The 25,634-nt window shown below is 69.9% G+C and carries 26 protein-coding genes and 1 pseudogene; 9 read left to right on the top strand and 18 right to left on the bottom strand.

The window, feature by feature from the left end:
• Window positions 1–11: 11 nt before the first annotated feature.
• The 3 genes from ACK8HH_RS06835 to ACK8HH_RS06845 form a co-directional block, all read right to left on the bottom strand.
• Window positions 12–779: a YggS family pyridoxal phosphate-dependent enzyme gene (locus ACK8HH_RS06835; protein WP_278126982.1), complete on the bottom strand. Its 768-nt coding sequence runs from the start codon at window positions 777–779 to the stop codon at window positions 12–14.
• Between the two features lie 54 nt (window positions 780–833).
• Window positions 834–1,802: an acyl-CoA thioesterase gene (locus ACK8HH_RS06840; RefSeq protein ID WP_278126983.1), complete on the bottom strand. Its 969-nt coding sequence runs from the start codon at window positions 1,800–1,802 to the stop codon at window positions 834–836.
• 122 nt (window positions 1,803–1,924) lie between these two features.
• Window positions 1,925–3,133: an acetyl-CoA C-acetyltransferase gene (locus tag ACK8HH_RS06845; protein WP_278126985.1), complete on the bottom strand. Its 1,209-nt coding sequence runs from the start codon at window positions 3,131–3,133 to the stop codon at window positions 1,925–1,927.
• Between the two features lie 82 nt (window positions 3,134–3,215).
• Between ACK8HH_RS06845 and ACK8HH_RS06850 the strand changes: the two genes are divergently transcribed.
• From ACK8HH_RS06850 to ACK8HH_RS06870, 5 genes are all read left to right on the top strand, one after another.
• Entirely contained in the window at window positions 3,216–3,983 is a 768-nt protein-coding gene (locus ACK8HH_RS06850) for a crotonase/enoyl-CoA hydratase family protein (protein WP_278126986.1), read from the top strand.
• Between the two features lie 66 nt (window positions 3,984–4,049).
• A complete protein-coding gene (locus ACK8HH_RS06855) occupies window positions 4,050–4,598 on the top strand; it encodes a GNAT family N-acetyltransferase (protein WP_062367587.1) in 549 nt (182 codons plus the stop codon).
• 4 nt (window positions 4,599–4,602) lie between these two features.
• Complete coding sequence (locus ACK8HH_RS06860; protein ID WP_375002194.1) at window positions 4,603–5,547, top strand: esterase/lipase family protein; 945 nt, start codon at window positions 4,603–4,605, stop codon at window positions 5,545–5,547.
• 3 nt (window positions 5,548–5,550) lie between these two features.
• A complete protein-coding gene (locus ACK8HH_RS06865; RefSeq protein ID WP_278126989.1) occupies window positions 5,551–5,859 on the top strand; it encodes a 4a-hydroxytetrahydrobiopterin dehydratase in 309 nt (102 codons plus the stop codon).
• 10 nt (window positions 5,860–5,869) lie between these two features.
• Window positions 5,870–6,400 carry an NUDIX hydrolase gene (locus ACK8HH_RS06870; RefSeq protein WP_278126990.1) on the top strand — a complete coding sequence of 177 codons (531 nt, stop codon included), beginning with the start codon at window positions 5,870–5,872 and terminating at the stop codon, window positions 6,398–6,400.
• Here ACK8HH_RS06870 and nuoN read toward each other — a convergent pair.
• The 15 genes and pseudogenes from nuoN to ACK8HH_RS06945 form a co-directional block, all read right to left on the bottom strand.
• Window positions 6,356–8,020, bottom strand: coding sequence for an NADH-quinone oxidoreductase subunit NuoN (gene nuoN, locus ACK8HH_RS06875; RefSeq protein ID WP_278126992.1), 1,665 nt, complete (start codon window positions 8,018–8,020; stop codon window positions 6,356–6,358). The two genes, ACK8HH_RS06870 and nuoN, sit on opposite strands and share 45 nt — an antisense overlap.
• Complete coding sequence (locus tag ACK8HH_RS06880; protein ID WP_412475644.1) at window positions 8,017–9,606, bottom strand: NADH-quinone oxidoreductase subunit M; 1,590 nt, start codon at window positions 9,604–9,606, stop codon at window positions 8,017–8,019. Before ACK8HH_RS06880 ends, nuoN begins: the two co-directional genes overlap by 4 nt.
• Window positions 9,603–11,504 carry an NADH-quinone oxidoreductase subunit L gene (nuoL, locus tag ACK8HH_RS06885; RefSeq protein WP_278126996.1) on the bottom strand — a complete coding sequence of 634 codons (1,902 nt, stop codon included), beginning with the start codon at window positions 11,502–11,504 and terminating at the stop codon, window positions 9,603–9,605. The genes ACK8HH_RS06880 and nuoL overlap by 4 nt, the downstream gene beginning before the upstream one ends.
• Window positions 11,505–11,508: 4 nt before the next feature.
• Window positions 11,509–11,808 carry an NADH-quinone oxidoreductase subunit NuoK gene (nuoK, locus tag ACK8HH_RS06890; RefSeq protein ID WP_006896570.1) on the bottom strand — a complete coding sequence of 100 codons (300 nt, stop codon included), beginning with the start codon at window positions 11,806–11,808 and terminating at the stop codon, window positions 11,509–11,511.
• Between the two features lie 16 nt (window positions 11,809–11,824).
• Entirely contained in the window at window positions 11,825–12,616 is a 792-nt protein-coding gene (locus tag ACK8HH_RS06895) for an NADH-quinone oxidoreductase subunit J (RefSeq protein ID WP_062367591.1), read from the bottom strand.
• Complete coding sequence (nuoI, locus tag ACK8HH_RS06900) at window positions 12,613–13,131, bottom strand: NADH-quinone oxidoreductase subunit NuoI (protein WP_006896572.1); 519 nt, start codon at window positions 13,129–13,131, stop codon at window positions 12,613–12,615. Before nuoI ends, ACK8HH_RS06895 begins: the two co-directional genes overlap by 4 nt.
• Window positions 13,124–14,401 carry an NADH-quinone oxidoreductase subunit NuoH gene (gene nuoH / locus ACK8HH_RS06905; RefSeq protein WP_006896573.1) on the bottom strand — a complete coding sequence of 426 codons (1,278 nt, stop codon included), beginning with the start codon at window positions 14,399–14,401 and terminating at the stop codon, window positions 13,124–13,126. Before nuoH ends, nuoI begins: the two co-directional genes overlap by 8 nt.
• Window positions 14,394–16,793 carry an NADH-quinone oxidoreductase subunit G gene (locus ACK8HH_RS06910; protein WP_006896574.1) on the bottom strand — a complete coding sequence of 800 codons (2,400 nt, stop codon included), beginning with the start codon at window positions 16,791–16,793 and terminating at the stop codon, window positions 14,394–14,396. Before ACK8HH_RS06910 ends, nuoH begins: the two co-directional genes overlap by 8 nt.
• Window positions 16,790–18,834: pseudogene (gene nuoF, locus ACK8HH_RS06915) on the bottom strand (NADH-quinone oxidoreductase subunit NuoF). The gene ACK8HH_RS06910 and the pseudogene nuoF overlap by 4 nt, the downstream one beginning before the upstream one ends.
• A complete protein-coding gene (nuoD, locus tag ACK8HH_RS06920) occupies window positions 18,831–20,138 on the bottom strand; it encodes an NADH dehydrogenase (quinone) subunit D (RefSeq protein ID WP_045539936.1) in 1,308 nt (435 codons plus the stop codon). The pseudogene nuoF and the gene nuoD overlap by 4 nt, the downstream one beginning before the upstream one ends.
• Entirely contained in the window at window positions 20,138–20,830 is a 693-nt protein-coding gene (locus ACK8HH_RS06925) for an NADH-quinone oxidoreductase subunit C (protein WP_045539934.1), read from the bottom strand. The genes nuoD and ACK8HH_RS06925 overlap by 1 nt, the downstream gene beginning before the upstream one ends.
• Window positions 20,827–21,381 (bottom strand): NuoB/complex I 20 kDa subunit family protein, encoded by a 555-nt coding sequence (locus ACK8HH_RS06930; RefSeq protein ID WP_006896579.1) that lies wholly within the window; start codon window positions 21,379–21,381, stop codon window positions 20,827–20,829. The genes ACK8HH_RS06925 and ACK8HH_RS06930 overlap by 4 nt, the downstream gene beginning before the upstream one ends.
• A gap of 37 nt (window positions 21,382–21,418) precedes the next feature.
• Entirely contained in the window at window positions 21,419–21,781 is a 363-nt protein-coding gene (locus ACK8HH_RS06935; RefSeq protein WP_006896580.1) for an NADH-quinone oxidoreductase subunit A, read from the bottom strand.
• A 137-nt stretch (window positions 21,782–21,918) separates the two neighbouring features.
• Entirely contained in the window at window positions 21,919–22,329 is a 411-nt protein-coding gene (locus tag ACK8HH_RS06940) for a hypothetical protein (RefSeq protein ID WP_006896581.1), read from the bottom strand.
• 60 nt (window positions 22,330–22,389) lie between these two features.
• The gene (locus tag ACK8HH_RS06945) at window positions 22,390–23,244 is read right to left on the bottom strand and encodes a bifunctional hydroxymethylpyrimidine kinase/phosphomethylpyrimidine kinase (RefSeq protein WP_062367593.1); all 855 of its coding nucleotides are present in this window, start codon (window positions 23,242–23,244) and stop codon (window positions 22,390–22,392) included.
• 107 nt (window positions 23,245–23,351) lie between these two features.
• On the opposite strand from ACK8HH_RS06945, the gene ACK8HH_RS06950 reads away from it, so the two are divergent.
• Genes ACK8HH_RS06950 through ACK8HH_RS06965 form a run of 4 tightly spaced genes read left to right on the top strand, consistent with a single transcriptional unit; the run spans window position 23,352 to window position 25,629 of the window.
• Window positions 23,352–23,861 carry a methylated-DNA--[protein]-cysteine S-methyltransferase gene (locus ACK8HH_RS06950; protein WP_039867493.1) on the top strand — a complete coding sequence of 170 codons (510 nt, stop codon included), beginning with the start codon at window positions 23,352–23,354 and terminating at the stop codon, window positions 23,859–23,861.
• A gap of 9 nt (window positions 23,862–23,870) precedes the next feature.
• Window positions 23,871–24,374 (top strand): RNA polymerase sigma factor, encoded by a 504-nt coding sequence (locus ACK8HH_RS06955; protein WP_006896584.1) that lies wholly within the window; start codon window positions 23,871–23,873, stop codon window positions 24,372–24,374.
• Complete coding sequence (locus ACK8HH_RS06960) at window positions 24,371–24,955, top strand: methylated-DNA--[protein]-cysteine S-methyltransferase (protein ID WP_006896585.1); 585 nt, start codon at window positions 24,371–24,373, stop codon at window positions 24,953–24,955. Before ACK8HH_RS06955 ends, ACK8HH_RS06960 begins: the two co-directional genes overlap by 4 nt.
• Window positions 24,952–25,629 (top strand): alpha-ketoglutarate-dependent dioxygenase AlkB family protein, encoded by a 678-nt coding sequence (locus ACK8HH_RS06965; RefSeq protein ID WP_372452528.1) that lies wholly within the window; start codon window positions 24,952–24,954, stop codon window positions 25,627–25,629. The genes ACK8HH_RS06960 and ACK8HH_RS06965 overlap by 4 nt, the downstream gene beginning before the upstream one ends.
• Window positions 25,630–25,634: the final 5 nt, after the last annotated feature.

Consider the following 25,634-nt stretch of genomic DNA (forward strand, 5'->3'; position numbering starts at 1 on the left):
ACCGGCCGCGGTCAGCCCGGCCAGTACATACTGTCCGGAGTCGCCCGTGCGCCGAAGATCGCCTGGCCCACCCGGACACAGGTGGAGCCCTCTTCGACGGCGAGCTCGTAATCGCCCGACATGCCCATCGAGAGTCCGCCGTCGCCGAGGAGATCCGGGTCGGCGTCGCGGGTCCGGTCGCGGAGGTCGCGCAGCAGCCGGAAGCACGAGCGCACGCGAGCGGTGTCGTCGGAGAAGACCGCGAGCGTCATCAGCCCTCGAACGCGCAGGGCGGAGTAGTTCGGCAGCTGCCTGAGCAGCGCAGGCAGCTCGTCGGGCGCGAGCCCGTACTTGCTGTCCTCGCCCGAGGTGTTCACCTGCACGTACACGTCGAGGCCGCGGCCCGCGGCCTGCAGCCTGCGGTCGAGCGCCTCGGCCACGCGGAGGCTGTCGAGCGCCTGGAATTCGTCGGCGAAAGCGGCCACGTCCTTGGCCTTGTTGGTCTGCAGGTGCCCGATCACCGACCAGGAGACGTCGAGGTCGGCGAGGGCGCCGTGCTTTCGCTTGGCCTCCTGCACCTTGTTCTCGCCGAGGCGACGACAGCCGGCGGCGACGGCGTTGACGATCCGCTCCTCGGGCACCGTCTTCGACACCGGAAGGAGCTGCACCTGAGCCGGATCACGTCCGGCCCGACGCGCGGCGGCGTCGATCCGTGCCTGCACGGCGGCGATGTTGCGCCGGAAGTCCTCGACGGCGACGGCGGTGGTGTACTGACGGCTCTGCTCGGCGGATTCGGTCATGGCACCGATTATCCCGGGCCGGCATGCCACGGCGCGCCGGGCCTGCGCCAGGTGTCAGATCTCCACCATCCGGTGCTCGCGAGCCGGGCGCCGCTGGCCGCGGATCGCGATCAGTTCGCGGGCGTGTCGGTCGAGGGCGACGTCGCCGGGAAGCCTCGGCGTCCACGTCGGTGCCGGCGCGGCGTCACCGTCCGCGTCGAGCGCTGCCAGCACCGTCAGACCGTGGGCCGCGAGGCGGCGCGTCTGCCGCCCGTCGCGCGGCCAGTGGGCGTGGACGTGCACCGAGACATGCATGGTCTGGCGGCCGGTGTGGATCAGACGCGCGCTGACCTCGACCACCTGTCCGATGCGGATCGGCTCGTAGAAGCGGACGCCGCCCATGTAGACGGTCACCGCTTCGCCGCCGCACCACCGCACCCCGCAGAGGTACGCGGCGTCGTCGATCCAGCCCATCACCCGGCCGCCGTGGGTGTTGCCGCCCCAGTTGACGTCGGTGGGGGCGGCGAGGAATCGGGTGGAGGCCTCGGGTGCGGTCGACGGCGCGCCGTAGTCGGCCCCGGCCATCGCCGCGGTGATCCGATTGCGGACCTCGATGCGTTCGGCGGCGTACGCGGCGCGGTCGAGGTCGTCGGGCAGGACGGGCCGCCATTGACGGACCGGTGTCGGCGTGCCGTCGTCGCCGACGGCGACGAACACCAGGATGCAGCGACTCGCCTCGGTGAACTCGCCGAGCCGCGGATCGGCTGAGGCCACCCGGCATTCGATGTGCATGCTCGATCGGCCGGTGAGGATGAGAGTGGCCGTCACCTCGACGATGTCGCCGGAATCGATGTCCCGCCCGAAGCTGATGTTCCCGACGTAGGCGGTCACGCTGTAGCCGCCGGACCAGGCCGCCGCGCACGCGTAGGCCGCCTTGTCGACCCATTCGAGGATCCGACCGCCGCGGACACCGCCGCCGAGGGTCGCGACATCGGTCGGGGCCGCCATGAAACGCAGGGTGATCTGCCGGTCGCTGAGGTGCATCGCCTTCTCCTGTTCGGGGATTCGGCAATGCTGGACCACGTGCCGAACGCACCGGCGAGCGGGGTGCGGATGCGAGAACTCCGTGATCCGCGGGTAACGCGGGCGACATCGGCCGGTAGCCCTCAGACGCGCTGGATGATCGCTGCGAGCCCCTGACCTCCGCCGATGCACATGGTGGCCAGACCGTACAGGGCGTCGCGGCGGCGCAGCTCGCGGGCGAGCGTGCCGAGCATCCGGGTCCCGGTGGCGCCGACGGGATGCCCCAGCGAGATGCCCGAACCGTGGACGTTGATCCGAGCGGCATCGTCGGCTCCCAGACCCAGCTCGCGAGTGCAGGCGAGAGCCTGGGCGGCGAAGGCCTCGTTCAGTTCGATCAGATCCATATCGGCGAGGGACAGACCCGCGCGGGCGAGGGCGGCGCCGGTCGCGGGAACCGGTCCGATGCCCATGTAGGCCGGGTCCACTCCGGCGACGGACCACGAGACCAGGCGTGCGATCGGCTCGAGACCCAGCTCCTGCGCCCGCTCGGGGTGCGTCACCAGACAGACCGCCGCCGCGTCGTTCTGCCCGCTGGCATTGCCCGCGGTGACCGTCGCGTCGGGGTCGGAGGCGGCCAGGATGGGCCGGAGCCGCCCGAGGGTCTCCATCGTCGTATCGGCACGGGGATGTTCGTCGGAGTCGACGACGATGTCGCCCTCCTTCGAGGGAACCGTGACGGGCACGATCTCCTCGGCGAACACGCCGGACCGCTGTGCCTCCACCGCTCGCCGATGCGATTCGACGGCGAGGGCGTCCTGGTCGGTGCGGGAGATCCCGTACCGCTCGCGGAGATTCTCAGCGGTCTCGAGCATGCCGCCGGGGACCGGGTGATGGCGCCCGCCCGCGGTCACACGCCCGCGCGCCAAGCCGTCGTGCAGCATCACACCAGGCCCGCGCACGCCCCAGCGCATGTCGGTGCTGTAGAAGGGGACGTTGCTCATCGACTCGGTTCCGCCGGCGACGGCCAGGCCGCACGCGCCGGTGGCCACCTGCATGGCGGCCATGATCACCGAGTACAGACCGGAACCGCAGCGGCGGTCCACCTGCGCGCCGGGCACCGTCACGGGCAGTCCGGCGTCGAGTGCGACCACGCGTCCGATGGCGGGTGCCTCGCTGGTGGGGTACACGTTGCCGAGCACCACGTCGTCGACGGCTTCCGGGTCCAGACCCGTGCGCTCGATCAGTCCGCGGAGCGCGATCTCGCCCAGCTGGGCCGCCGACAGCGATCTCAGCGCACCGCCGTACCTGCCGATCGGAGTGCGGAGGGGTTCACAGATGACGACATCACGCATATCGGCCAGCCTGTCACGCGGTCGCCTTGACAGAACGCCGAACTCCCCAAAAGATCGGGGTTTCCGGCGAAGGAGTGCAGTGATGAACGACGTCAGGGTGGAGCGCGGCGGCGACGTGACGGTGGTGATCATGGCCCGGCCGGAACGGCACAACGCGGTCGACGCCGGCATGGCGCGCGAACTCGCGGCCGCCTTCCGCGAATTCGAGGCCTCCGAGGCCCGGGTGGCGGTGCTGGCGGGCGACGGTCCGTCGTTCTGCGCCGGTGCCGATCTCAAGGCCGTCGGCACCGAGCGCACCAATGTGCTGACGCCGGACGGAGACGGCCCGATGGGACCGACCAGGATGGACCTCGACAAGCCGGTCGTCGCCGCGATCAACGGGCACGCGGTGGCCGGCGGGCTGGAACTGGCACTGTGGTGCGATCTCCGGGTCGCCGACGAGGACGCCACGTTCGGCGTGTTCTGCCGCCGGTGGGGCGTACCGCTGATCGACGGCGGAACGGTCCGCCTGCCGCGCCTGATCGGACACAGCCGTGCGATGGACCTCATCCTGACCGGCCGTCCCGTCGACGCCGCGGAGGCGCTGACGTTCGGTCTGGTGAACCGCGTGGTCCCGGCGGGGACCGCACGCGAGGCGGCGGTTGCGCTCGCCCACGACATCGCGCGCATGCCCGCCACCTGCATGCGCGGCGACCGTCGCTCGGCCCGCGCACAATGGGCGGACTCCGAGGAGGCCGCGCTGCGCCGGGAGTTCGCGATCGGCATGACCTCGCTGCGTGCGGACGGTGTCGGCGGCGCGCAGCGTTTCGCGGCGGGCAGGGGACGCGGCGGGTCGTTCGACGACATCTGACCCGGACACCCTGAGTCGGGCATCCGGCACTCCCGCGCCGGGCCGCGTCGCAGTAGGGTCTCAGACATGGGTGACGCTACGACTCCGGAGACCTTCGCAGCGCCGAGGCTCCGGGCGCTGGAACGGGCCGATCTGCAGTTCGTCCACGGCCTTTTCAACGATCCCGAGGTGATGCGCTACTGGTTCGAGCCGGCGCACGTGACCATCACCGACCTCGAGGAGACATTCGTCCGGCAGCAGCGGTGCGGAGACCGTGAGCGCCGCTTCATCGTCGACGCCGCCGGACGCCGGGTGGGGCTGGTCGAGTTGGTGTACATCGACCAGGTGCACCGCAACTGCGAATTCCAGATCATCATCGCGCCCGGCGAGCAGGGACGCGGATACGCCGGCGCGGCGACGCGCGCGGCGCTCGACTTCGCATTCCGCTCGCTCAACCTGCACAAGGTGTACCTGCTGGTGGACACCGAAAACGCCGCGGCCATCCACGTGTACGAGAAGGCGGGGTTCGTCGTCGAGGGGGTGCTGCGCCGAGAGTTCTTCGCCGACGGCGCCTACCGGGACGCCACGCGGATGGGCATCTTCCAAGACGACTACCTGGCCGCCGCGAGGAGTTGAGACGGTGGCGGCGCGGCTTTCACTGGTGATTCTCCTCGTCGCGCTGGCCTGTGTCCCCGGAACCGCGACCGCGGCTCCGGCCCGGCTGCCGGTCCCGTACGACTTCCTCGCCGGAATCCGCGCCGAGCTGGCGAACCCCGGCGGCTCGCTGCCGGGCACCAACGACTTCTCGTGCCGACCGACGCCGCGTCACCCGCACCCGGTGGTGCTGCTGCACGGCAGCGGCGGCGGCCGCCAGACCAATTGGGCCACACTGGCTCCGGTACTCAAGAACGACGGCTACTGCGTCTTCGCCCCGACCTACGGTGCGCTCGCGCGAGTCTGGCCGGTCTCCGCGCTCGGGGGCCTCGGTCCCAAGCTCGACAGTGCTTGGGACGTCAAGCGATTCATCGACCGCGTGCGGGCCGCCACCGGCGCGGACCAGGTGGATCTGGTCGGGCACTCGCTTGGCACCGAGATCCCCACGTACTGGATGAAGTACCTCGGCGGCCGGGGAGAGGTGGCGCACTACGTCTCCCTGGCGCCGTACTGGCGGCAGGGCCCCGACGACGACGATGCGCGCGGTGAGGCGATCGCGTCGTTCCGCCGGAGCCTCGGCATCGCCGAACCCGTCCGGCCGGCCTGCCCGGAGTGTTCGTCGCCGCCGAAGGATCTCGATTTCAACAGAGCCGTCCGCGAGCCGACGCCGTATCTGCCCGGCGTCGCCTACACCAACATCGTGACCCGCGACGATGAGATCGTGACGCCGTACACCGCCGGGCTGCTCGACGGTCCGCCCGGCACCCGGGTGCGCAACATCGTCGTACAGGACGGTTGCTCCCGCGACCGTTCCGACCACATGTCGATCACGTCGAACAGACGCAGCGCGGCGCTGGTACTCAACGCCCTGGATCCGGCGCATCCGCGTCCGGTGCCCTGCGTCGACGTGTCACCGGTGACAGGAGGATGAATCATGACGCAGAAACCGGAGCCCGTGACCCGGGCGGAGGCGCTCGCCCAGACCCCCGATGCCTGGACCGTCGACGACGGGATGCTCGTGGCCGAGTACCGGCCGGGCAACATGGTCCGCGGTCTGGAGATGGTGACCGCCGTGGTGGCGGCGGCCGAGGAGGCCGGTCATCACCCCGACGTCGACCTGCGGTATCCGGCGGTGGCCTTCCGGCTGGTGACGCACAGCGTCGGTCAGCTGACCTCCTTCGACGTCGCGCTGGCGCAGCGGATCGACGCGATCGCCGCGGAGAAGGGAATCGAGCCCGCGTAGCCTGACGCTCATGCCGACCCCCGAGTACGTCCTGAAGCTGCGCGAGCACATCGGTCATGACCCGCTGGTGCTGATCGGTGTGACCGCCGTGATCCTGCGGGAGGACGCGAACGAAGTACGGGTTCTGCTGGGACGTCGGTCGGACAACGGCGCGCTGGCGCCCATCACCGGGATCGTCGATCCCGGTGAGGAACCCGCGACGGCCGCGCGGCGGGAGGCGTTGGAGGAGGCGGGAGTCGACATCGAGGTGGAGCGGCTGGCGTGGGTGCACCAGTTGCCCCGGCGCACGCACGTGAACGGCGACCAGGTGGACTACCTCGATCTGACGTTCCGCTGCCGCTGGCGGTCGGGCGACCCAGTACCGTCCGACGGCGAACTGACCGAGGTGATGTGGCGACGTCTCGACGACCTCGACGATCTCGGCTCCGACGACCTGAGGAAGCGGATCGAGCTCGCAGTCAGTGGCACCGGTGCGACGGCCTTCGGCGGCGCTGAGTCAGCCTCGGTAGAAGGCGGCGGCGGAGGTCGCGAGGTCGAGTAGCCACTGGGGGAACAGACCCAGCACGAGGGTCAGCGCCGCCGACAGCGCGATCGGCACCGAGGTCAGCAGACTCGGAGTGACCACCTCGGGAGCATCCTGCGGGGGATCGGAGAAGAACATCGCGACGATGACCCGGATGTAGAAGTACGCGGCGACGGCGCTGCAGAGGACGCCGACGATGACCAGCGGCCAGGCGCCGTCGTCGCCGGCCGCGCTGAAGACCGCGAACTTGGCGATGAATCCGCTGGTGAGCGGGATGCCGGCGAATGAGAGCAGAAACAGCGACATCATCGCCCCGACCAGGGGTCGCCTGCGGCCGAGCCCGGCCCACGCGGCGATCTCGGTGCTCTCGCGCCCGGCGCCGTCGCGGACCACCGACAGCAGCGCGAAAGCACCGAATGCAGACAACGCGTAGGCGCAGACGTAGAACAGCGTGGCGGCCACGCCGTCCTTCGACATCGTGATCGCCCCGACCAGTGCAAAACCGACGTGGCTCACCGAGGAGTAGGCGAGCATGCGCTTCAGGTCGCCCTGGGTGACGGCCATGAGCGTCGCGACCACCATCGTGAGAATCGCGACCGCCCACAGGGCGGGCCGCCACTGCGGCTCCAGCGCGCCGAACGATACGTGCAGCACCCGCAGCAGTGCGCCGAACGCCGCCACTTTGGTCGCGGAGGCCATCAGCGCGGTGACCGGAGTCGGAGCGCCCTGGTAGACGTCGGGTACCCACGAGCCGAACGGCACCGCGCCGACCTTGAAGAGCAGTCCGACGGCGAGCAGGGTCACCGCGAGCACCGCGAGCGTGCGGTCGGCGGCCGGTTCGAGCTCACCGCCCGCGACGGCGTCGCCGATGGCCGACAGCGACAGCGATCCCGTCGCGCCGTAGGCGAACGAGGCGCCGAACAGGAAGATCGCCGACGAGAACGCACCCAGCAGGAAGTACTTGAGCGATGCCTCCTGCGACAGCAGCCGGCGTCGCCGTGCGAGTCCGCACAGCAGGTACAGCGGGAGCGACAGCACCTCGAGCGCGATGAACATGGTGAGCAGATCGCCGCACGCACCGAACAGCATCATTCCGCCGACGGCGAGCAGTGCGAGCGGGTAGACCTCTGTGGTGATCGCCCCCGCGCGCCCGGCGACGAGTTCGTCGGGGGAGCCGGGAACGGTGGCGCCGGAGGGAGTGAAGGCGTCGGCGGGGAGATCGGCGTCGGCGGCGTCGCCGCTCGACCCGCCGACCGCGATGCGCTCGCCCGCCGCGGTGCGCACCTCCAGCGGCGCCCACACCCGGTCGAGCCGGCGCTCGCCCATCACCGCGATCGAGCCCAGCGAGACCACCAGCACCGCACCTTGCAGCAGCAGCGCCGGACCGTCGATCACCACGGCACCGGACATCGCCACCGAGGCGCCGTCCGCCATGAAGGACGCGGTGACGAACATCAGCGCCACGAAGGCCGCCACCAGGGCGCCTCCGGCCATCCACAGCTGGGCACGGTAGCGCCGCTGCTTCGGAGCGAAGGCCTCCACCAGGACCGCGATCACTCCGGCGCCGAAGACGATCAGCATGGGGGAGAGCCGGAAGTAGTCGATGCTGTGAGCGTCGAGAGCACTCGCGAGGGTCATCGATGACCTCCTTCACCGGCACTGACGGCCGGGGTGCTGATCGGGGCCGGGGACACCGCCGGATCGATGTAGTCCAGCACCAGCCGCGGGAAGAAACCGAGCACCAGCAGTCCGACGATCAACGGCGCGACGACCGCCTTCTGCCGCAGATCGAGATCCCGTATCGGCACCTGCGCTCCGGCGTCGACCGTGGCGCTGAGCCGTTCGGGTCCGCCCATCATGCGCTGATACGTCCACAGGATGTAGACCGCCGACAGCACCAGGGCCGACGCGGCGACGATCGCGGCGACGGGATACCGCGTGAAGGTGCCGATGAGGACCAGGAACTCACTCACGAACGGCGCCAGTCCAGGAAGGGAGAGAGTCGCCAGACCGGCCACCAGGAACGTGCCTGCCAGCATCGGGGCGAGCTTCTGCACCCCGCCGTAATCGGCGATCAGCGAGCTGCCCCGCTGGCTCACCAGGAATCCCGCCACCAGGAACAGCGCGGCCGTCGAGAGACCGTGGTTGACCATGTACAGCGCCGAGCCGGACTGTCCCTGCCCGGTGAGGGCGAAGACGCCGAGGACGATGAACCCGAAGTGTGAGATGGAGGTGTACGAGATCAGGCGCATCACGTCGCGCTGCCCGATGGCGCACAGCGCTCCGTAGACGATGCTGACGACGGCGAGCGCGGAGATCCACGGTGCGAACCGGGCCGACGCGTCGGGGAAGAGACCGATGCAGAACCGCAGCATCGCGAAGGTGCCGACCTTGTCCATGACGGCCATCATCATCACCGCGGCCGCGGGCGTGGTCGACACCGCCGCGTCCGGCAACCAGGTGTGCACGGGCCACAGCGGTGCCTTGACCGCGAAGGCGAAGAAGAATCCGAGGAAGAGCAGGTCGAGCGTCGCCTGGGAGGCGTCGAGGCCACCGGCGGACGCGGCCGCGGCGAGGTCGGAGAAGCTGAATGTCCCGGCCCCGTCCGGACCGAGACCCGACCGGGAGCTCACCACGTACAGCCCGATCACCGCCGCCAGCATGATCAACCCGCCGAAGAGGTTGTAGAGCAGGAACTCGACGGCCGCCCGCGACCGGCGTCCCTCGTCAGCGGCGCCGAAACCGCCGATGAGGAAGTACATCGGCACCAGCATCGCCTCGAAGAAGATGTAGAACAGCAGTACATCGGTCGCGACGAAGCTCATCAGCACCATCGACTCGACCGCGAGCATCAGCGCCACGTAGATGTGCACCCGGCGATTGCCGGCATCGCTCACGTCGCGCCATCCGGCGAGCAGCAGGATCGGTGTCAGCACCGCCGTCAACAGGATCAGCGCCAGCCCGACCCCGTCCAGCGCGAGGCTGTAGTGGGCGCCGAACGCCGGGATCCAGCTGACGTCCTCGGTGAGTTGGTAGCCGCCGGTGCCGGACGAGAATCGGGTGGCGACGACGACCGCCCAGCCGAGGGTGAGCAGCGACGCCCCGAGCGAGACCCGGCGGGCGTCGGCGGCCCGGCCGGCGGGCAGGAGCATCACCACGAGCGAGGCCACCGCGGGCAGCAGCCACAGCACGGTGAGCCACGGAACGGTTCCGGAGTTCGTCACAGCGCGCTCACCACCAGGGTCAGGGCGGCCACCGCGACGGTGCCCGCGAGTATCGAAAGGGCATACGACCGGACGAAGCCGTTCTGTCCGCGCCTGGCCAGGACCGACAGTCCGGTGACGCCGGCTCCGACCCCCGCGGGCACCGCGCCGAGACCACGGTCCTCCGCCCGTACCAGCCCGGCGGTGAGCCGGGCACCGGGGATCGCGAAGACCCGTTCGTTGAAGGCGTCGCCGTACAGGTCGGCGCGCGCCGCGACGGTGAGACCCGAGACGTCGGCCGGTGCCGTCTCCGGGACATCACCCCGCCCGTACTGACGCCAGGCGATCGCCGCGCCGACCACCACTACGGCCAGCACGATCACGGTCACGGACCAGGCGGGCAGCGGACCGCTCTCCTCGGGGACGGCGCCGACCACCGGCGCGAGGAAGTCGGCGAGCGAGCCGCCGATCGCGAGCAGACCGCCCGAGAGCAGGGAGCCGGCCGCCAGCACGATCATCGGCCCGGTCATCGACCGCGGCGCCTCATGCGGCTTGGCGTCGGGTGCCCACCGCTTCTCGCCGAGGAAGGTCAGAACCATCACGCGCGTCATGTAGAAGGCGGTGACTCCCGCGCCGACGACGGCCACCCCGCCCAGCAGCCATCCGCGAACACCGCCGTCACCGAAAGCGGCCTCGATGATGTGGTCTTTGGAGTAGAAGCCCGCGAACGGCGGGACGCCGATGATCGCGAGGTAGCCGAACCCGAACGTGACGAACGTGATCGGCATGGCGGCCCGGAGCCCTCCGAAGCGCCGCATGTCGGTCTCGTCGTTCATCGCGTGCATCACCGAGCCGGACCCGAGGAACAGTCCGGCCTTGAAGAATCCGTGGGTGAGCAGATGCAGGATCGCGAAGGCGTACCCGGCGGGCCCGAGTCCGGCGGCGAGGACCATGTAGCCGATCTGACTCATGGTGGAGGCGGCGAGCGCCTTCTTGATGTCGTCCTTGGCGCAGCCGATGATCGCGCCGAAGAGAAGGGTCACCGCGCCGACGACCACGACGGCGGTCTGCGCGTGCGGAGCCAGATCGAACAGCGGCGCCGACCGGGTGATCAGGTAGACGCCCGCGGTCACCATGGTCGCCGCGTGGATCAGCGCCGAGACCGGGGTGGGGCCCTCCATCGCGTCGCCGAGCCAGGCCTGCAGCGGCACCTGCGCCGACTTCGCGCACGCGCCGAGCAGCAGCATGAAGCAGATCGCCGTCAGCGTCGCCTCACTCGCGGTGGCCGCCGAGCCGAAGACACCGTCGAAGCTCACCGAGCCGAAGGTCGCGAACATGACGGCCAGCGCGATCACCATGCCGATGTCGCCCACCCGATTCATCACGAAGGCCTTCTTGGCCGCCGTCGCGGCACTCGGCTTGTGCTGCCAGAAGCCGATCAGCAGGTACGACGCCAGACCGACGCCCTCCCAGCCCAGATACAGCCCGAGGTAGCTGTCGGCGAGCACGAGGATCAGCATCGCCGCGACGAACAGGTTGAGGTATGCGAAGAACCGGCGGCGGTCGGGGTCGTGACTCATGTAGCCGATCGAGTAGACGTGGATCAGCGCGCCGACGACGGTGATCAGCAGCACGAAGCACATCGACAGCTGGTCCAGGCGCAGCGCGGCGTCGACGCTGAAATCACCGGCGGTGATCCACCGGTAGCTTCCGCTGGTCACTGTGCGGGCCCCGCCGTCGCGCCCGATCATGCCGATCCACATCGCGATTCCGAGCACCGCCGACACCGTCACCAGCGCGGTGGCGGCGAGGTGGCCCCAGCGGTCGGTGCGGCGGCCGGCGATCAGCAGGACGGCCGCGCCGAGGGCGGGCAGTCCGGGGATCAGCCAGAGCAGGGCGCTGGTGAGATCGTGGCTCATCGGTTCACCGCCTCAACAGGTCGGCGTCGTCGACCGAGGCCGACCTGCGGGTACGGAAGATCATCATGATGATCGCCAGTCCCACCACCACCTCGGCGGCGGCGACGACCATCGTGAAGAAGGCGATCACCTGACCGTCGAGGCTGCCGTGCATGCGGGCGAAGGTGACGAACGAGAGGTTGCCCGCATTGAGCATCAACTCGATGCACATGAACACCACGATCGCGTTGCGTCGAAGCAGGACGCCCGAGGCGCCGATCGCGAACAGCAGCGCCGAGAGATACAGGTAGTTGGCCGGGTTCATCGGCGTTCCTCCAACGTCATCGGTCCTCCAGCGCCGGATCGGACTCCGCCTCCCGCGCGGCGTCGATCTCCCGCGCGGTGATCGTCGCGTTCACCGACAGCTTCGACGGCGATCCGTCCGGCTCGCGCGCCGGAACGTCGACGGCGTTGTGCCGCGCGTACACGCCGGGCGGAGGCAGCGGTGTGACGTGACCGCCGTTCTTGAAGCGCTCCACCGACCGCTCGCGCTGCCCGCGGCGCGGACCGAAGCGCTCGCGGTGCGCCAGGACCATCGCTCCGAGGGTGGCGGTGATCAGGAGTGCGCCGGTGAGCTCGAAGGCCCACAGATAGCGGCCGAAGATCAGTTCGGCGAGCGCGCGGATGTTCTCGTTGCCGCCGCCGGGCGCGGCGGAGTGGCTGTGATCGGGGGCGCCGGCGAAGGTCGCCAGCGAGGCGGTGCCGATCGCGGCGATCAGCAGAACGGCGAAGCCCAGGCCGAGCCCCGCGGCCGCGAATCGCTGGCCCCGGATGGTCTCCACCAGCGACTCCGAGGAGTCGATTCCGATCAGCATCAGCACGAACAGGAACAGCATCATCACCGCGCCGGTGTAGACCACCACCTGCACCACACCGAGGAAGAGAGCGCCCTGCATCACGTAGAAGACCGCCAGCACGATCATGGTCATCGCGAGGAAGACGGCCGAATAGACGGCTTTGGGACTCAGCACCACCCCGAGCGCCCCGATCACCACCACCGCGCCGAGCACCCAGAAGGTGACGGCCTCGGTGCCGGAGGTACGGACGAGTTCCTCGGCCAGCATCGACGTCATGCGTCGGGCCCCACGTCGCCGCGATAGTAGTTCTCCGCGCGGGTTCCCTCGGCCATCGGGTGCGGCGTGGGCCTCATCCCCGGTTCCATCGGAGCCAGCAGCTGGTCCTTCTCGTAGATCATTCCGGCGCGCGTCGGCGCGGCCATCTCGTACTCGTTGGTCATGGTCAGCGCGCGGGTGGGGCAGGCCTCGATGCACAGTCCGCATCCGATGCAGCGCAGGTAGTTGATCTGGTACACGCGCCCGTAGCGCTCACCGGGAGAGTAACGCTCGTCGTCGGTGTTGTCGGCGCCCTCGACGTAGATCGCGTCGGCGGGACACGCCCACGCGCAGAGTTCACAGCCGATGCACTTCTCCAGTCCGTCGGCGTACCGGTTGAGCTGGTGTCTGCCGTGGTAGCGCCGGGCGGTCGGTTCCTTCTGCTCCGGATACTGTTCGGTGATCGTCTTGCGGAACATGCCGGAGAAGGTGACGCCGAAGCCGGCGAGAGCGTCGGGGAGTCTGGAATCAGACATGAGGGGCCTCCTTGGACGTCGAGCGCGGAAGCATGGGATCGGGCAGCACCTGGCCCGGCAGCGGCGGGACGGGGAACCCGCCCGCCATCGGATCGAACGGGGCGGCGGGATCCGGACGGTCGGGCGCGGGCCCGGGACGCCGGCCGACCACCCGCGCGATCGTGAACAGCAGCGCCGCCGCGACGACCAGACCGGCGGCCGCCAGGATCACCCCCGCCGTCCACTCGGACGAGTCACGGGTGGCCTCCCGGATCACGGCGACCACCATCACCCAGGCCAGGGCGAACGGGATCAGGACCTTCCATCCCAGACCCATGAACTGGTCGTACCGCAGTCGGGGAAGCGTGGTGCGGAGCCAGAAGAAGACGAACAGGAAGGCCCACATCTTGCCCACGAACCAGAGCAGCGGCCACCATCCCGAGTTGGCGCCGTCCCAGATCGACAGGGGCCACGGCGCCTGCCAGCCGCCCAGGAATAGCGTTGTCGCGAGCGCCGACACGGTGGCCATGTTGATGTACTCGGCGAGCATGAACATCGCGAACTTCAGCGACGAGTACTCGGTGTGGAATCCGCCGACGAGCTCGCCCTCCGCTTCGGGGAGGTCGAACGGTGCGCGATTGGTCTCACCGACCATCGAGATCGCGTAGATGACGAACGACGGCAGCACCAGCAGCACGTACCAGTGGTGGACCTGGCCCGCGACGATCTCCGAGGTCGACATCGTGCGCGAGAGCAGGAAGACCGCCGCGAACGACAGGCCCATCGCGATCTCGTAGGAGATCACCTGCGCGGTGGAACGGAGTCCCCCCAGCAGCGGATAGGTCGATCCCGACGACCAGCCGGCGAGGACGATCCCGTACACGCCGATCGACGCCATCGCCAGCACGTACAGGACCCCGACCGGCAGGTCGGTGAGCTGCAGCGGTGTGTGATGACCGAACACCGACACCTCGGGTCCCATCGGGATCACGGCGAACGCCATGATGGCCGGGACCACCGAGATGATCGGCGCCAGGAGGTAGAGCACCTTGTCCACGCCGAACGGGGTGAGGCCTTCCTTGAGTGCCAGCTTCACACCGTCGGCCAGGGATTGCAGCGCCCCGTGCCAGCCGACCCGGTTGGGGCCGATCCGATACTGCATCCGCGCCATGATCTTGCGTTCGGCGAGGATGGCGACGAGCACGGTCAGAACCAGGAAGACGAAGATGAGGACCGACTTGCCCAGCATCAGCCACCAGGCGTCGTGTCCGAAGCTCGACAGGTCAGGCATGATCGTCCCTCCCGATCGTGACGATCGCGCCCGGCTCCGCCTCGAGTATCGGGCAGACCCGCGAACCGGGGGAGTTCATCGGCAGCCACACCACGCGGTCGGGCAGATCCGTGACCGTCAGGGGAAGGGCGATCGCCCCGTGATCGGTCGAGACGACGACGCGCTCGCCGTCGGCGGCGCCGATCTCCGCGGCGGTGGCGGCCGAGAGCCGCACGGTGGCCGGCCGTGCCGTGCCCGCCAGATGCGGCTCTCCGTCCTGCATGCGGCCGAAGTCCAGGAGCATCCGCCACGACGCGAGCACGGCCTGGCCCGCCTCCGGCGCCGGCGGCTCGCCGCGCTCGGCGGCCGGTCCGGGCGCCGGCCGATGCCGTTCGCCGGTCCAGCCGCCGATCTCCGCGAACTCGCGGTGAATGGTGCCCGGGTCGTCGCACCGCAGGTCGAAACCCATCTCCCGCCCGAGCGCGTGGAGCACGCGGTGATCCGAGAGCGGCAGCGCGGCTCCGTTCGACTGCGCCGGCGGCAGGGCCACGTCGAAGGGACGCGGGCGCCCCTCCCAGTCGACGAACGTGCCCGGCTTCTCGGCCACGGCGGCCACCGGGAGCACCACGTCGGCGTGTGCGGTGACCGAACTGCGGCGAAGTTCCAGACTGACCACGAAACCGGCGGCCGCGAGTGCCGCATCGCCCGCCGACGGACTCGGCAGATCCCCGAGTTCCACGCCGCCGACGAGCGCGGCCGACAGGTCTCCGGTGGTGAGCGCACTCAAGATGTGCGCGGTGTCGCGGCCGGGTGCTGCCTGCGGTTGAACACCCCAGATCGCTGCGACGTCGCGCCGGGCCCGTTCGGAGGAGAGCGGCCGGCCGGCCGGAAGCAGGTTGGGCGCCGCACCGACGTCGAGGGCGCCGCGTTCGCCCGCCCTTCTCGGCACCCAGGCCAGTCTGGCGCCGGTGGCGGCGGCCACCTCGGCTGCGGCGGTCAGCGCACCGGGACACCCGGCGAGGCGCTCCCCGATCAGGAGCGCCGCGCCGGGTGCGGAGAGCAGTTCGTGCACGCGGGGGCCGCGCAGCACCGCGGCCTCTCGCCCCGGCACGCACTGCAGGACGGAGCCGCCGAGCTTGGCGGCACCGGGGCTGGTCCACGGTGCGACGGTGTGCACCGCCTGACCGTGACGCCGGACCGCTTTGCGCAGGCGGAGGAAGAGGATCGGGCATTCCTCTTCCGGTTCGAGTCCGGCGAGGACCACCGTCGACGCCTGCTCGAGCTCGGCGTAGGTCAGTCCGATCCCGCTGCCCGCCACATGTGCCGAGAGGAAGTCATCCTCCTCCGCCGAGTGGGTGCGGATCCGGAAGTCGACGTCGTTGGTGCCGAGCGCCACGCGGGCGAACTTGCCGTAGGCGTAGGCGTCCTCCACGGTGGCGCGGCCGCCGACGAGCACTCCGGTCCGACTGCCCGCGGCACTCAGGCCGCGCGCCGCGGCGGCGAGCGCGTACGACCACGGAGCCGGGTGCAGCTCACCGTCGTCGCCGCGCACCAGCGGTGTGGTGATGCGATCGGGCCGGGAGGTGTAGGTGAACGCCCAGCGGCCTTTGTCGCAGTTCCACTCCTCGTTCACCTCGGGGTCGTCGCCGGCCAGCCGTCGCAGCACTTCGCCGCGCCGGTGGTCGGTGCGCTGGGCGCAGCCGGCCGCGCAGTGCTCGCACACGCTGGGCGAGGAGATCAGGTCGAAGGGCCGCGAGCGGAACCGATACGCGGTGCCCGTCAACGCTCCCACCGGACAGATCTGCACGGTGTTGCCGGAGAAGTACGATTCGAAGGGTTCGTCGGCGTACGCGCTGACCTGCTGCAACGCGCCGCGTTCGGCGAGCTCGATCAGCGGATCGCCCGCGATCTCGTTGGAGAAGCGGGTGCACCGGGCGCACAGTACGCACCGTTCGCGGTCGAGCAACACCTCGCTCGACAACGGAACCGGTTTGGTGAACGTCCGTTTGACGCCGCCGTAGCGCGACTGCGGCCGTCCGGCCGACATCGCCTGGTTCTGCAGGGGACACTCGCCGCCCTTGTCGCACGTGGGGCAGTCGAGCGGGTGGTTGATGAGCAGCAGCTCCATCACGCCCTCCTGGGCGCGGCGGGCGTCGGCCGAGGTGAGCTGGGTGCGGACCACCATCCCCTCGGTGGCGACGATGGTGCACGAGGCCATCGGCTTGCGCTGGCCCTCCACGTCGACGAGGCATTGCCGGCAGGCACCGGCGGGCGCCAGCAACGGGTGGTCGCAGAAGCGCGGAATCGCCACGCCGATCAGTTCCGCGGCGCGGATCACGAGGGTGCCCTTCGGGACCGAGACCTCGACGTCGTCGATCGTCAGGGTGATCAGGTCGGTCGCCGCGGCGGTCATCGCGCGCCTCCCTCGGACTCGGGCGACACGGACGCGAAGACCGTCGACTTCTCGGGGTCGAACGGGCAGCCGCCCGGATGCCCGTCGTGCGGGAAGTGCGCCAGGTACTCGTCGCGGAAGTGGGTCAGCGAGCTCATGATCGGGGCACCGGCGGCGTCGCCCAGAGCGCAGAACGACTTGCCGACCACACTGTCGGTGACGTCGGTGAGCGTGGTGAGGTCGGCTTCGGTGGCGTCGCCGGCCTCCAGGCGACGCATCAGCTGCACCAGCCAGTAGGTGCCCTCGCGGCAGGGGGTGCACTTCCCGCAGGATTCGTGCGCGTAGAACTCCGTCCACCGCAGGACGGCGCGGACCACGCACACCGTCTCGTCGAAGATCTGCAGCGCCTTGGTTCCGAGCATGGAGCCCGCGGCCCCCACTCCTTCGTAATCGAGCGGGATGTCGAGGTGCTCGGCGGTGAACATCGGAGTCGACGACCCGCCGGGCGTCCAGAACTTCAGCTCGTGACCGGCGCGCACGCCGCCGGCCCGCGCCAGCAGCTCGCGCAGGGTGATCCCGAGCGGTGCCTCGTACTGGCCCGGCCGGGCGACGTGGCCGGAGAGGGAGTACATGGTGAAGCCCGGCGACTTCTCGGTTCCGAACTCGCGGAACCAGTCCGGTCCGTTGCGCATGATCGACGGCACGCTGGCGATCGATTCCACGTTGTTCACGACGGTCGGACTGGCGTACAGCCCGGCGACGGCGGGGAACGGCGGCCGCAGTCGCGGCTGTCCGCGACGGCCCTCCAGTGAGTCGAGGAGCGCGGTCTCCTCACCGCAGATGTAGGCGCCCGCGCCGGCGTGCACCACCAGGTCGAGCGCGAAGCCCGACCCGAGGACGTCGCGGCCCAGCAGCCCGGCGTCGTAGGCCTCCTCGACGGCGGTGCGCAGGCGGCGGACCACGCCGGCCACCTCGCCGCGCACGTAGATGAAGGCATGGTGGGCACGGATCGCGTAGGCCGCGATGATCACCCCCTCCACCAGCGTGTGCGGCGAGGCCAGGAGCAGCGGCATGTCCTTGCAGGTGCCCGGCTCCGACTCGTCGGCGTTGACCACGAGGTAGTGCGGTGTCCCGTCGCCGCCGGGTGCCGGGCCCTGCGGGATGAACGACCATTTGGTGCCGACCGGGAAGCCCGCGCCGCCGCGGCCCCGGAGCCCGGACGCCTTGACCTGCTCGATCACCTCGTCGGGCGACAGTCGCAGCGCGGCCTTGAGCCCCTGATACCCGTTCTGGCCCATGTAGCTGCGCAGCGTCCACGACTCCGGCTCGTCCCAGTGTCTGCTGAGTATCGGAACGCGGGCCGGTTCCGGGGTGGACGAGGGCAGGCTCACGGCGATCATTTCGGCGCCTCCTCCACGCCGGCCAGCAGGCGTGCCGTCTGGCGGAACGTGCACAGTGTGTCCGATCCGCGCGTCGGCGATCGCGGCACGCCGGCGCGCAGATCGTCGAGGAGCTGTTGCACCGATTCGGGAGTCTGGTCGTCGAAGAACTCCCAGTTGACCATCACCACCGGCGCGTGGTCGCAGGCCGCATTGCACTCGACGTGCTCGACGGTGACCCGCCCGTCGGCGGTGGTCTCGCCGGGGCGGACGCCGAGCTCATCGGTGATCCGGGAGGCGATCGCATCGCCGCCCATCACCGCGCACAGCGTGTTGGTGCAGATCCCGACCAGGTAGTCGCCGGTGGGTGCGCGGCGGTACATCGAGTAGAAGGTCGCCACCGACGCCACCTGCGCCGCGGTCAGGTCGAGCTGCTCCGCGCAGAAGGCGATCCCGGCTCGGGTGAGGTAGCCGTCGTGACTCTGGACCAGATGCAGCAGCGGAAGCAGCGCCGAGCGCGACTGCGGGTAGCGGCCGATGATCGTGGCCGCGTCGTCGGCCAGTGCCGCGGTGTCCTCGGCCGAATAGTGCTCGGGACCGGCGAACTCCACCGGCGGATGCGGGACTCCGGTCGAGTAGACCGGCGGACCGGCCGACAACTCCAGGCGGACGGGTTCATTCATCGGTCGACGCCTCCCATCACCGGATCGATGCTGGCGACCGCGGTGATCACGTCGGCCACCAGGCCGCCCTCGCACATCGCGGCCACGGCCTGCAGATTGGTGAACGACGGATCGCGGAAGTGGACGCGGTAGGGCCGGGTGCCGCCGTCGGAGACCATGTGGACACCGAGCTCGCCGCGTGGCGACTCGATCGCGACGTAGCACTGACCGGACGGCACGCGCATCCCCTCGGTCACGAGCTTGAAGTGATGGATCAGCGCTTCCATCGACATCCCCATGATCTCGGCGATGTGCTCGGGAGAGTTGCCCAGACCGTCGGGGCCGACGGCGAGGTCGGCGGGCCAGGCCAGCTTGCGGTCGGCCACCATCACCGGTCCCGGCTCTAGGGCGTCCAGGCACTGCCGGGCGATCCGGACGGACTGCTTCATCTCCTCCACGCGGATGAGGTAGCGGCCGTAGGCGTCGCAGCCGGTATCGGTGACGACGTCGAACTCGTAGTTCTCGTAGCCACAGTACGGATCCGATCTACGCAGGTCGTACGGTAGTCCGGCGGCGCGGAGGACCGGGCCGGTGACGCCGAGCGCCATGGCGCCGGTGAGGTCGAGGTAGCCGACGCCCTGGGTCCGGGCCTTCCAGATGTAGTTGTCGGTGAGCAGTGACTCCACCTCGCCGATCTGGGCGCCGAGCGCGTCGAGGACGGCGGCGATCTTCGCCTCGGCGCCGTCGGGCAGGTCCTGCGACACTCCGCCGGGACGGATGAACGCGTGGTTCATCCGCAGTCCGGTGATGTCCTCGAAGAGGTCGAGGATCGTCTCGCGGGCGCCGAAGCCGAGGAACATCGGCGTCACGGCGCCCAATTCCATGCCGCCGGTCGCGAGAGCCACCAGATGCGAGGCGATGCGATTGAGCTCCATGAGCAGCACCCGGATCACGCTCGCGCGCGCGGGGATGTCGTCGGTGATGCCGAGCAGCTTCTCCACCGCCAGGCAGTAGGCGGTCTCGTTGAAGAACGGCGAGAGATAGTCCATCCGGGTCACGAACGTGACCCCCTGCGTCCAGGTCCGGTACTCGAGGTTCTTCTCGATTCCCGTGTGCAGGTAACCCACTCCGCACCGCGCCTCGGTGACGGTCTCGCCGTCGATCTCCAGGATCAGGCGAAGAACCCCGTGCGTCGACGGGTGCTGCGGGCCCATGTTGACGACGATCCGCTCGTCGTCGGGGGCGGCGGCCGCGCGTTCGCGGACCGCGCTGACGACCTCCTGCCAGTCGCGGCCGGAGACGGTGAACGTGGATTCTCCGGTCATCAGTTGTACCGCCTCCGCTGATCGGGCGGCGCGATCGTCGCACCCTTGTACTCGACCGGGATGCCGCCGAGCGGATAGTCCTTGCGTTGCGGGTGGCCCTCCCAGTCGTCCGGCATCTCGATGCGGGTCAGCGACGGGTGTCCGTCGAAGACGATGCCGAAGAAGTCGTACGTCTCCCGCTCGTGCCAGTCGTTGGTCGGATACACCGGCAGCAGGGAGACCACGTGCGGGTCGGCGTCGGGTATCGCGACCTCCAGCCGGACACGGCGGTTGTGGGTGATCGACCGCAGCGGGTACACGGCGTGGAGTTCGCGTCCGGCCTCGTCGGGGTAGTGCACCCCGCTGACACCGAGGCACAGTTCGAAGCGGAGGGCGGGCTCGTCGCGCAGCGCGGCCGCGACCGGCAGCAGGTGCTCCCGGGTCACGAAGATCGTCATCTCGCCGCGGTCGACGACGGTCTTCTCCACGGCGTCGTCGAACGGGACGCCGCGGCGGTCCAGCGCGGTCTCCAACTCGTCGAGGATCTCGTCGAAGTAGCCGCCGAAGGGGCGGGTCGTGTTGCCCGGCAGCGTGATCGGTGCGACGAGGCGACCGTATCCCGATGTGTCGCCGGTCCCGGTGACGCCGAACAGGCCGTGTCGTGCTCCGATCACCTCGTGCTCGGGCCGCGGCCGCGACACCTCGCCGTTCATCGCAGCAGTCCCTTCATCTCGATGGTCGCCGGGGCGGAGAGTGCGGCGGCCTCGGCGGCGCGGATCGCCTCCTCCCGGTGGACGCCGAGCGGCATCTGCTGAATCTGCTCGTGGAGCATCAGGATCGCGTTGAGCAGCATCTCCGGCCGCGGCGGGCAGCCGGGGAGGTAGATGTCGACCGGCACCACGTGGTCGACGCCCTGGACGATCGCGTAGTTGTTGAACATCCCGCCGGAGGACGCGCAGACGCCCATCGCGAGGACCCACTTCGGCTCGGCCATCTGGTCGTAGATCTGGCGGAGAACCGGTGCCATCTTCTGGCTGACGCGTCCGGCCACGATCATCAGATCGGCCTGCCGGGGAGAGGCTCGGAAGGCCTCCATGCCGAAGCGAGCGAGGTCGTAACGGCCGGCTGTGGTGGCCATCATCTCGATCGCGCAGCAGGCCAGCCCGAAGGTCGCGGGCCACAGGGACCCCTTGCGCATGTAGCCCGCCAGCTTCTCGACTGTGCTCAGCAGGAACCCGCCGGGGAGTTGCTCTTCGAGTCCCATTGCCCGCCTCCTTCGGTCGTGCTCGTTCGCAGTGCTCTCAGTCCCAGCGGAGTCCTCCGCGACGCCATTCGTAGGCGTAGGCGACTGAGACGTTGACGAGGAAGAGGGCGACGGCGATGAGCCCGAACCACCCGAGACTCTCGGAGGCCACCGCCCAGGGGTAGAGGAAGACGATCTCGATGTCGAAGATGATGAACAGCATCGCGGTGAGGTAGTACTTCACCGGGAATCGCTGGACGACGCCGGCGGTCGGGGGCAGCGGTTCGATACCGCATTCGTAGGCCTCGAGTTTGGCGCGGTTGCGGCGGCGAGGGCCGATCACGGAGGCGATGACCACGGAGACGAGTGCGAACGCCAGCGCGATGGCACCCAGTACGAGGATCGGTCCGTAAGCGTTCATGCCGGCGTAGCCTCCACTTCCGCAGTGCTGGTCGAGACGGCCATCACGTGCCAGATGATCTGTGACTCAACCCACACCCTACTCACGTAATTGCGTGTGCTGTGGGACTTCTCGGTGAAGTCGCGAGTCGGCGAGGGCTACCGCAACAGCGCGACGACGGTCCGCGGCAGCTCCAGCGGATCCACCGGGAGATCGGCGGTGGCGTCGGCCCGCGACCAGTCGGCGAGCCAGCGGTCGGCCCGGCGAGCGATGAGCACGAGCAGCGGGGGGCACGGGTCGTATTCGTCGCGGATCTGCTTGGCCAGACCGAGCCCGCCGGTGGGCGCGGACTCGCCGTCGAGCACCGCGAGATCGACCGTCCCCTCGTCGAGGTGAGCGAGCACCATCGGCGCGGTGGCCACCTCGATGTACTCCAGATCGGGAAGGTCGGGGTGGAGGCGTTCGCCGAGTGCGCTGAGGACCTGGCGGCGGGTGCCGGAGTCGTCGGAGTAGACGAGGACCCGCGCAGTGACGCGATCGTCGGCCGGAGAACTGTTCGAGCGGCTCACGGTGTCGACCCTAGTGCGACGCGGTCGCCGTCTGGGTGCTTTCGCCGAGCGGGTGCTCGGTCACCGGTGTTCGATCGCGTACCGGACGCGAGCCGCCGCGGCGGCGACCGCGGCGTGAACGTCGTCGCCGGTGAGGAGGCGGGTCACCAGTGCGGCGGTGAAGGTGTCGCCGAGTCCCTTCGCCCAGGTCGCGATCTCCGGGCCCGACACGGTCCGCTGCTCGTCGGCGGTCACGATGAGGTTGTCGATCACGCCCGCGTCGGTGTGCACGCCCGTCACGATCACGGTGCAGTGATCGGAGGGCGCGCGGCCGGCGGGGAGGAGGAGTCTGCGTGCCAGGCCGGTGATGCCGGAGTCGGCCTCATCCGAGGCTTCGCCAGCGGGGTGTTCGGGGCCGGCGGGGTGTTCGGGGCCGACGAGGTGCTCGAGTTCGAATCGGTTCGGCGTGAGTACCGCCGCCAGCGGCACCAGCGCGTCGCGGAGTGCCGGGGCGACGGCGGGGTCGGTGTAGAAGCCGACGTCCGAGTCGCCGAAGGTCGGATCGAGGATCAGCGGCGGACGCTCGCGCTCGTCGAGTGAGCGGTACCACGCGGCGATGGCGTGCGCCTGTCCCGGCGACGCCAGATAGCCGACGGCTATCGCCTCCACCGCGCGCAGGGCGCCCGTGGCGCCGAGGTCGCGCAGGGCGGCGTCGATCCATTCCGGCGTGACCTCGACGGTCTGCACCGACGGGTAATGGGGGAGATTGCTCAGGACGAGTGTGGGAACGGCCGCACAACGGACACCGGCCTCTTCGTAGACGGGCATGGCCGCGTTGAGACCGACGGAGCCGAAGACCAGTTGCGACCCGAAGGCGACCACTCGTGCCGGGCGCGGATCGAGTTCGAAGTCGCGGGCGTCGTCGGTGGTGTACATGGCGCTCGACACCTTACCGGTACGACACACATGATCGACGCCACTGGGACCTCACACTCGGCGTCGCCAGAACGTCTGCTCTATGAATGGAAAGCGAGGTGAGTGCGATGACGAGACGACACGCGGTGGTGGACACCGAACTGGGCCGGTTGACCATGGTCGCCGACGGCTCGGCACTGACAGCCGTCTACTTCCCCCACCACTGGCATCTGCCGCCCGAAACGGAGTACGGGGAGCCGACCGCCGCCGACGACCCGGTGTTCGTCCAGGCGGCCCGGGAACTCGACGAGTACGTCGCCGGCGACCGGCGTGAGTTCGACGTCGAGATCGCGACCTCCGGAGACGATTTCTCCGAACGGGTGTGGGCGATGCTGAGAGAGATCCCGTACGGGGAGACGACGACGTACGGTGAGCTCGCGCGCAGGCTCGGCAACCCGCGCCTGGCACAGCGCGTCGGTCAGTGCGTGGGCCGCAACCCGATCAGCGTGATCATTCCGTGCCACCGCGTGATCGGCGCGGACGGCTCGCTCACCGGGTACGCCGGCGGGCTGGATCGCAAACGTCGGCTGCTGGAGATCGAAGAACCGCCGGAGGTGTCCGATGCCCGCCTGTTCTGACGATCCACGATGAGGGAGCCCTTCGACCGGATCGTCGCGCAGCACGGAGCCGTTGTGCTGCGCGTGTGCCGCGGTGTGCTCGGTGCCGGCCCGGATGCGGACGACGCGTGGTCGGAGACCTTTCTGGCGGCGCTGCGAGCGTGGCCGGATCTGGAGGAGGGCACCGACGTCGAAGCCTGGCTGGTCCGGGTGGCGCAACGGAAGGCGATCGACGTCATCCGGGCGCGTGCGCGGAACGCGGTGCCGATCGACGAGGTGCCCGAACGGGAGTCGCAATACGGGCTGCCGGGAACCGGGGACGCGGACGTGTGGGACGCGGTCGCCGACCTCCCGCCCCGGCAGCGTCTGGCGGTCGGCTACCACTACCTCGCTCGGCTCAGTCACGTCGAGACGGCCGAGATCATCGGCGGAACGCCCGCGGCGGTCCGGCGCGCCGCCGCCGACGGCATCAGATCCCTGCGCAAGACCTACGGCACCACCGGCACCTGCTCGGAGAAGGGAGGCCCGCGATGACGGACCTGTTCCCGGTCGCACCGGACGACCTCGGCCGGCTGCACGCCCGGCTCACGACAGCCGCTGACGAGAACGCGCTGCTGGACGTGGCGTATCGGACGGTCGAGACCCCGATCGGGCCGCTGCTCCTGGCCGCCACCGAGGCCGGATTGGTCCGCATCGCGTTCGAGAGCGAGGACTTCGACGCGGTGCTGGACGTTCTGGCCGCGAAGGTGAGTTCCCGGATACTTCGCGCGCCGCGTCGGCTCGACGTCGTCGCAGCACAGTTGGACGAGTACTTCCGCGGCCGGCGCCGGCAATTCGACGTGGCGCTGGACTTCCGGCTGTCGTCCGGCTTCCGGCAGACGGTGCAGCGGTATCTGCCGCACATCGGGTACGGGCACACGCAGTCGTACCGGGAGGTCGCCGAGTCGGTGGGTAACCCGGGGGCCGTGCGCGCGGTCGGCACCGCATGCGCCACCAACCCGTTGCCCGTCGTCGTCCCATGCCATCGGGTGCTGCGCGCCGACGGGAGCCTCGGCGGCTATCTGGGGGGCGTCGAAGCGAAGACGGCACTGCTGACGCTGGAGCGTGTCGCGTGAACGGGAGCCCGAACTCGCTCTTCGGCGACGACGATCCGGGGCGGCCGCCGCCCGAGCTCCCGGACGGCGCGGCGCTGGTCCGCGGGTGGCTCACGCCGCACCAGCAGCGGTGGTTGGTCGCGCAGTACCGCCGGTGGGCGGCCGGACCGGTGCCGCCGCATTCGGCGCGCATCGGGGAGCATCGGATGAGCGTGCGGACCGTCTGCCTCGGCTGGCATTGGCGTCCGTACCGGTACTCGCGCGACGCCGTCGACGTCAACGGGCGCCGGGTGCTCGGCTTCCCGGACTGGATGGTGCGGCTGGGGCGCCAGGCGCTGACGGCGGCCGGCGATCCGAGCGCCGAGCGGTACACGCCCGACACGGCGCTTGTGAACTACTACGACGCCGGCGCGAGGATGGGGATGCATCAGGACCGGGACGAGGTGTCGCGCGAGCCGGTGGTCTCGCTGTCGATCGGCGATACGGCGCGTTTCCGGTTCGGCAACACCGAGAACCGGAGTCGACCGTACCGGGACTTCGACCTGGAGTCGGGGGACCTGTTCGTCTTCGGCGGACCGTTGCGGCTGGCGTATCACGGCGTGCAGCGCATCCATCCGGGCACCGCGCCGGACGACTGCGGTCTCGCGGCGGGCCGGATCAACATCACCATGCGGGTCACCGGGCTGTCGGAGTGATGGCG

The organism is Gordonia sp. LUNF6 (assembly GCF_047041125.1).
GTDB lineage: Bacteria > Actinomycetota > Actinomycetes > Mycobacteriales > Mycobacteriaceae > Gordonia > Gordonia sihwensis.

What these genes read in the sequence shown, in the direction of transcription:
- ACK8HH_RS06925 (WP_045539934.1), bottom strand. Translation starts at nt 20,830, where the DNA reads ATGAACGGCGAGGTGTCGCGGCCGCGGCCCGAGCACGAGGTGATCGGA.
- ACK8HH_RS06910 (WP_006896574.1), bottom strand. Translation starts at nt 16,793, where the DNA reads ATGACCGCCGCGGCGACCGACCTGATCACCCTGACGATCGACGACGTC.
- ACK8HH_RS06835 (WP_278126982.1), bottom strand. Translation starts at nt 779, where the DNA reads ATGACCGAATCCGCCGAGCAGAGCCGTCAGTACACCACCGCCGTCGCC.
- ACK8HH_RS06850 (WP_278126986.1), top strand. Translation starts at nt 3,216, where the DNA reads ATGAACGACGTCAGGGTGGAGCGCGGCGGCGACGTGACGGTGGTGATC.
- ACK8HH_RS06955 (WP_006896584.1), top strand. Translation starts at nt 23,871, where the DNA reads ATGAGGGAGCCCTTCGACCGGATCGTCGCGCAGCACGGAGCCGTTGTG.
- ACK8HH_RS06930 (WP_006896579.1), bottom strand. Translation starts at nt 21,381, where the DNA reads ATGGGACTCGAAGAGCAACTCCCCGGCGGGTTCCTGCTGAGCACAGTC.
- ACK8HH_RS06945 (WP_062367593.1), bottom strand. Translation starts at nt 23,244, where the DNA reads ATGTACACCACCGACGACGCCCGCGACTTCGAACTCGATCCGCGCCCG.
- nuoN (WP_278126992.1), bottom strand. Translation starts at nt 8,020, where the DNA reads ATGACCCTCGCGAGTGCTCTCGACGCTCACAGCATCGACTACTTCCGG.
- ACK8HH_RS06960 (WP_006896585.1), top strand. Translation starts at nt 24,371, where the DNA reads ATGACGGACCTGTTCCCGGTCGCACCGGACGACCTCGGCCGGCTGCAC.
- ACK8HH_RS06935 (WP_006896580.1), bottom strand. Translation starts at nt 21,781, where the DNA reads ATGAACGCTTACGGACCGATCCTCGTACTGGGTGCCATCGCGCTGGCG.
- nuoK (WP_006896570.1), bottom strand. Translation starts at nt 11,808, where the DNA reads ATGAACCCGGCCAACTACCTGTATCTCTCGGCGCTGCTGTTCGCGATC.
- ACK8HH_RS06855 (WP_062367587.1), top strand. Translation starts at nt 4,050, where the DNA reads ATGGGTGACGCTACGACTCCGGAGACCTTCGCAGCGCCGAGGCTCCGG.
- ACK8HH_RS06865 (WP_278126989.1), top strand. Translation starts at nt 5,551, where the DNA reads ATGACGCAGAAACCGGAGCCCGTGACCCGGGCGGAGGCGCTCGCCCAG.
- nuoD (WP_045539936.1), bottom strand. Translation starts at nt 20,138, where the DNA reads ATGACCGGAGAATCCACGTTCACCGTCTCCGGCCGCGACTGGCAGGAG.
- ACK8HH_RS06840 (WP_278126983.1), bottom strand. Translation starts at nt 1,802, where the DNA reads ATGCACCTCAGCGACCGGCAGATCACCCTGCGTTTCATGGCGGCCCCG.
- ACK8HH_RS06870 (WP_278126990.1), top strand. Translation starts at nt 5,870, where the DNA reads ATGCCGACCCCCGAGTACGTCCTGAAGCTGCGCGAGCACATCGGTCAT.
- ACK8HH_RS06950 (WP_039867493.1), top strand. Translation starts at nt 23,352, where the DNA reads ATGACGAGACGACACGCGGTGGTGGACACCGAACTGGGCCGGTTGACC.
- ACK8HH_RS06845 (WP_278126985.1), bottom strand. Translation starts at nt 3,133, where the DNA reads ATGCGTGATGTCGTCATCTGTGAACCCCTCCGCACTCCGATCGGCAGG.
- nuoI (WP_006896572.1), bottom strand. Translation starts at nt 13,131, where the DNA reads ATGTCTGATTCCAGACTCCCCGACGCTCTCGCCGGCTTCGGCGTCACC.
- nuoH (WP_006896573.1), bottom strand. Translation starts at nt 14,401, where the DNA reads ATGCCTGACCTGTCGAGCTTCGGACACGACGCCTGGTGGCTGATGCTG.
- ACK8HH_RS06895 (WP_062367591.1), bottom strand. Translation starts at nt 12,616, where the DNA reads ATGACGTCGATGCTGGCCGAGGAACTCGTCCGTACCTCCGGCACCGAG.
- nuoL (WP_278126996.1), bottom strand. Translation starts at nt 11,504, where the DNA reads ATGAGCCACGATCTCACCAGCGCCCTGCTCTGGCTGATCCCCGGACTG.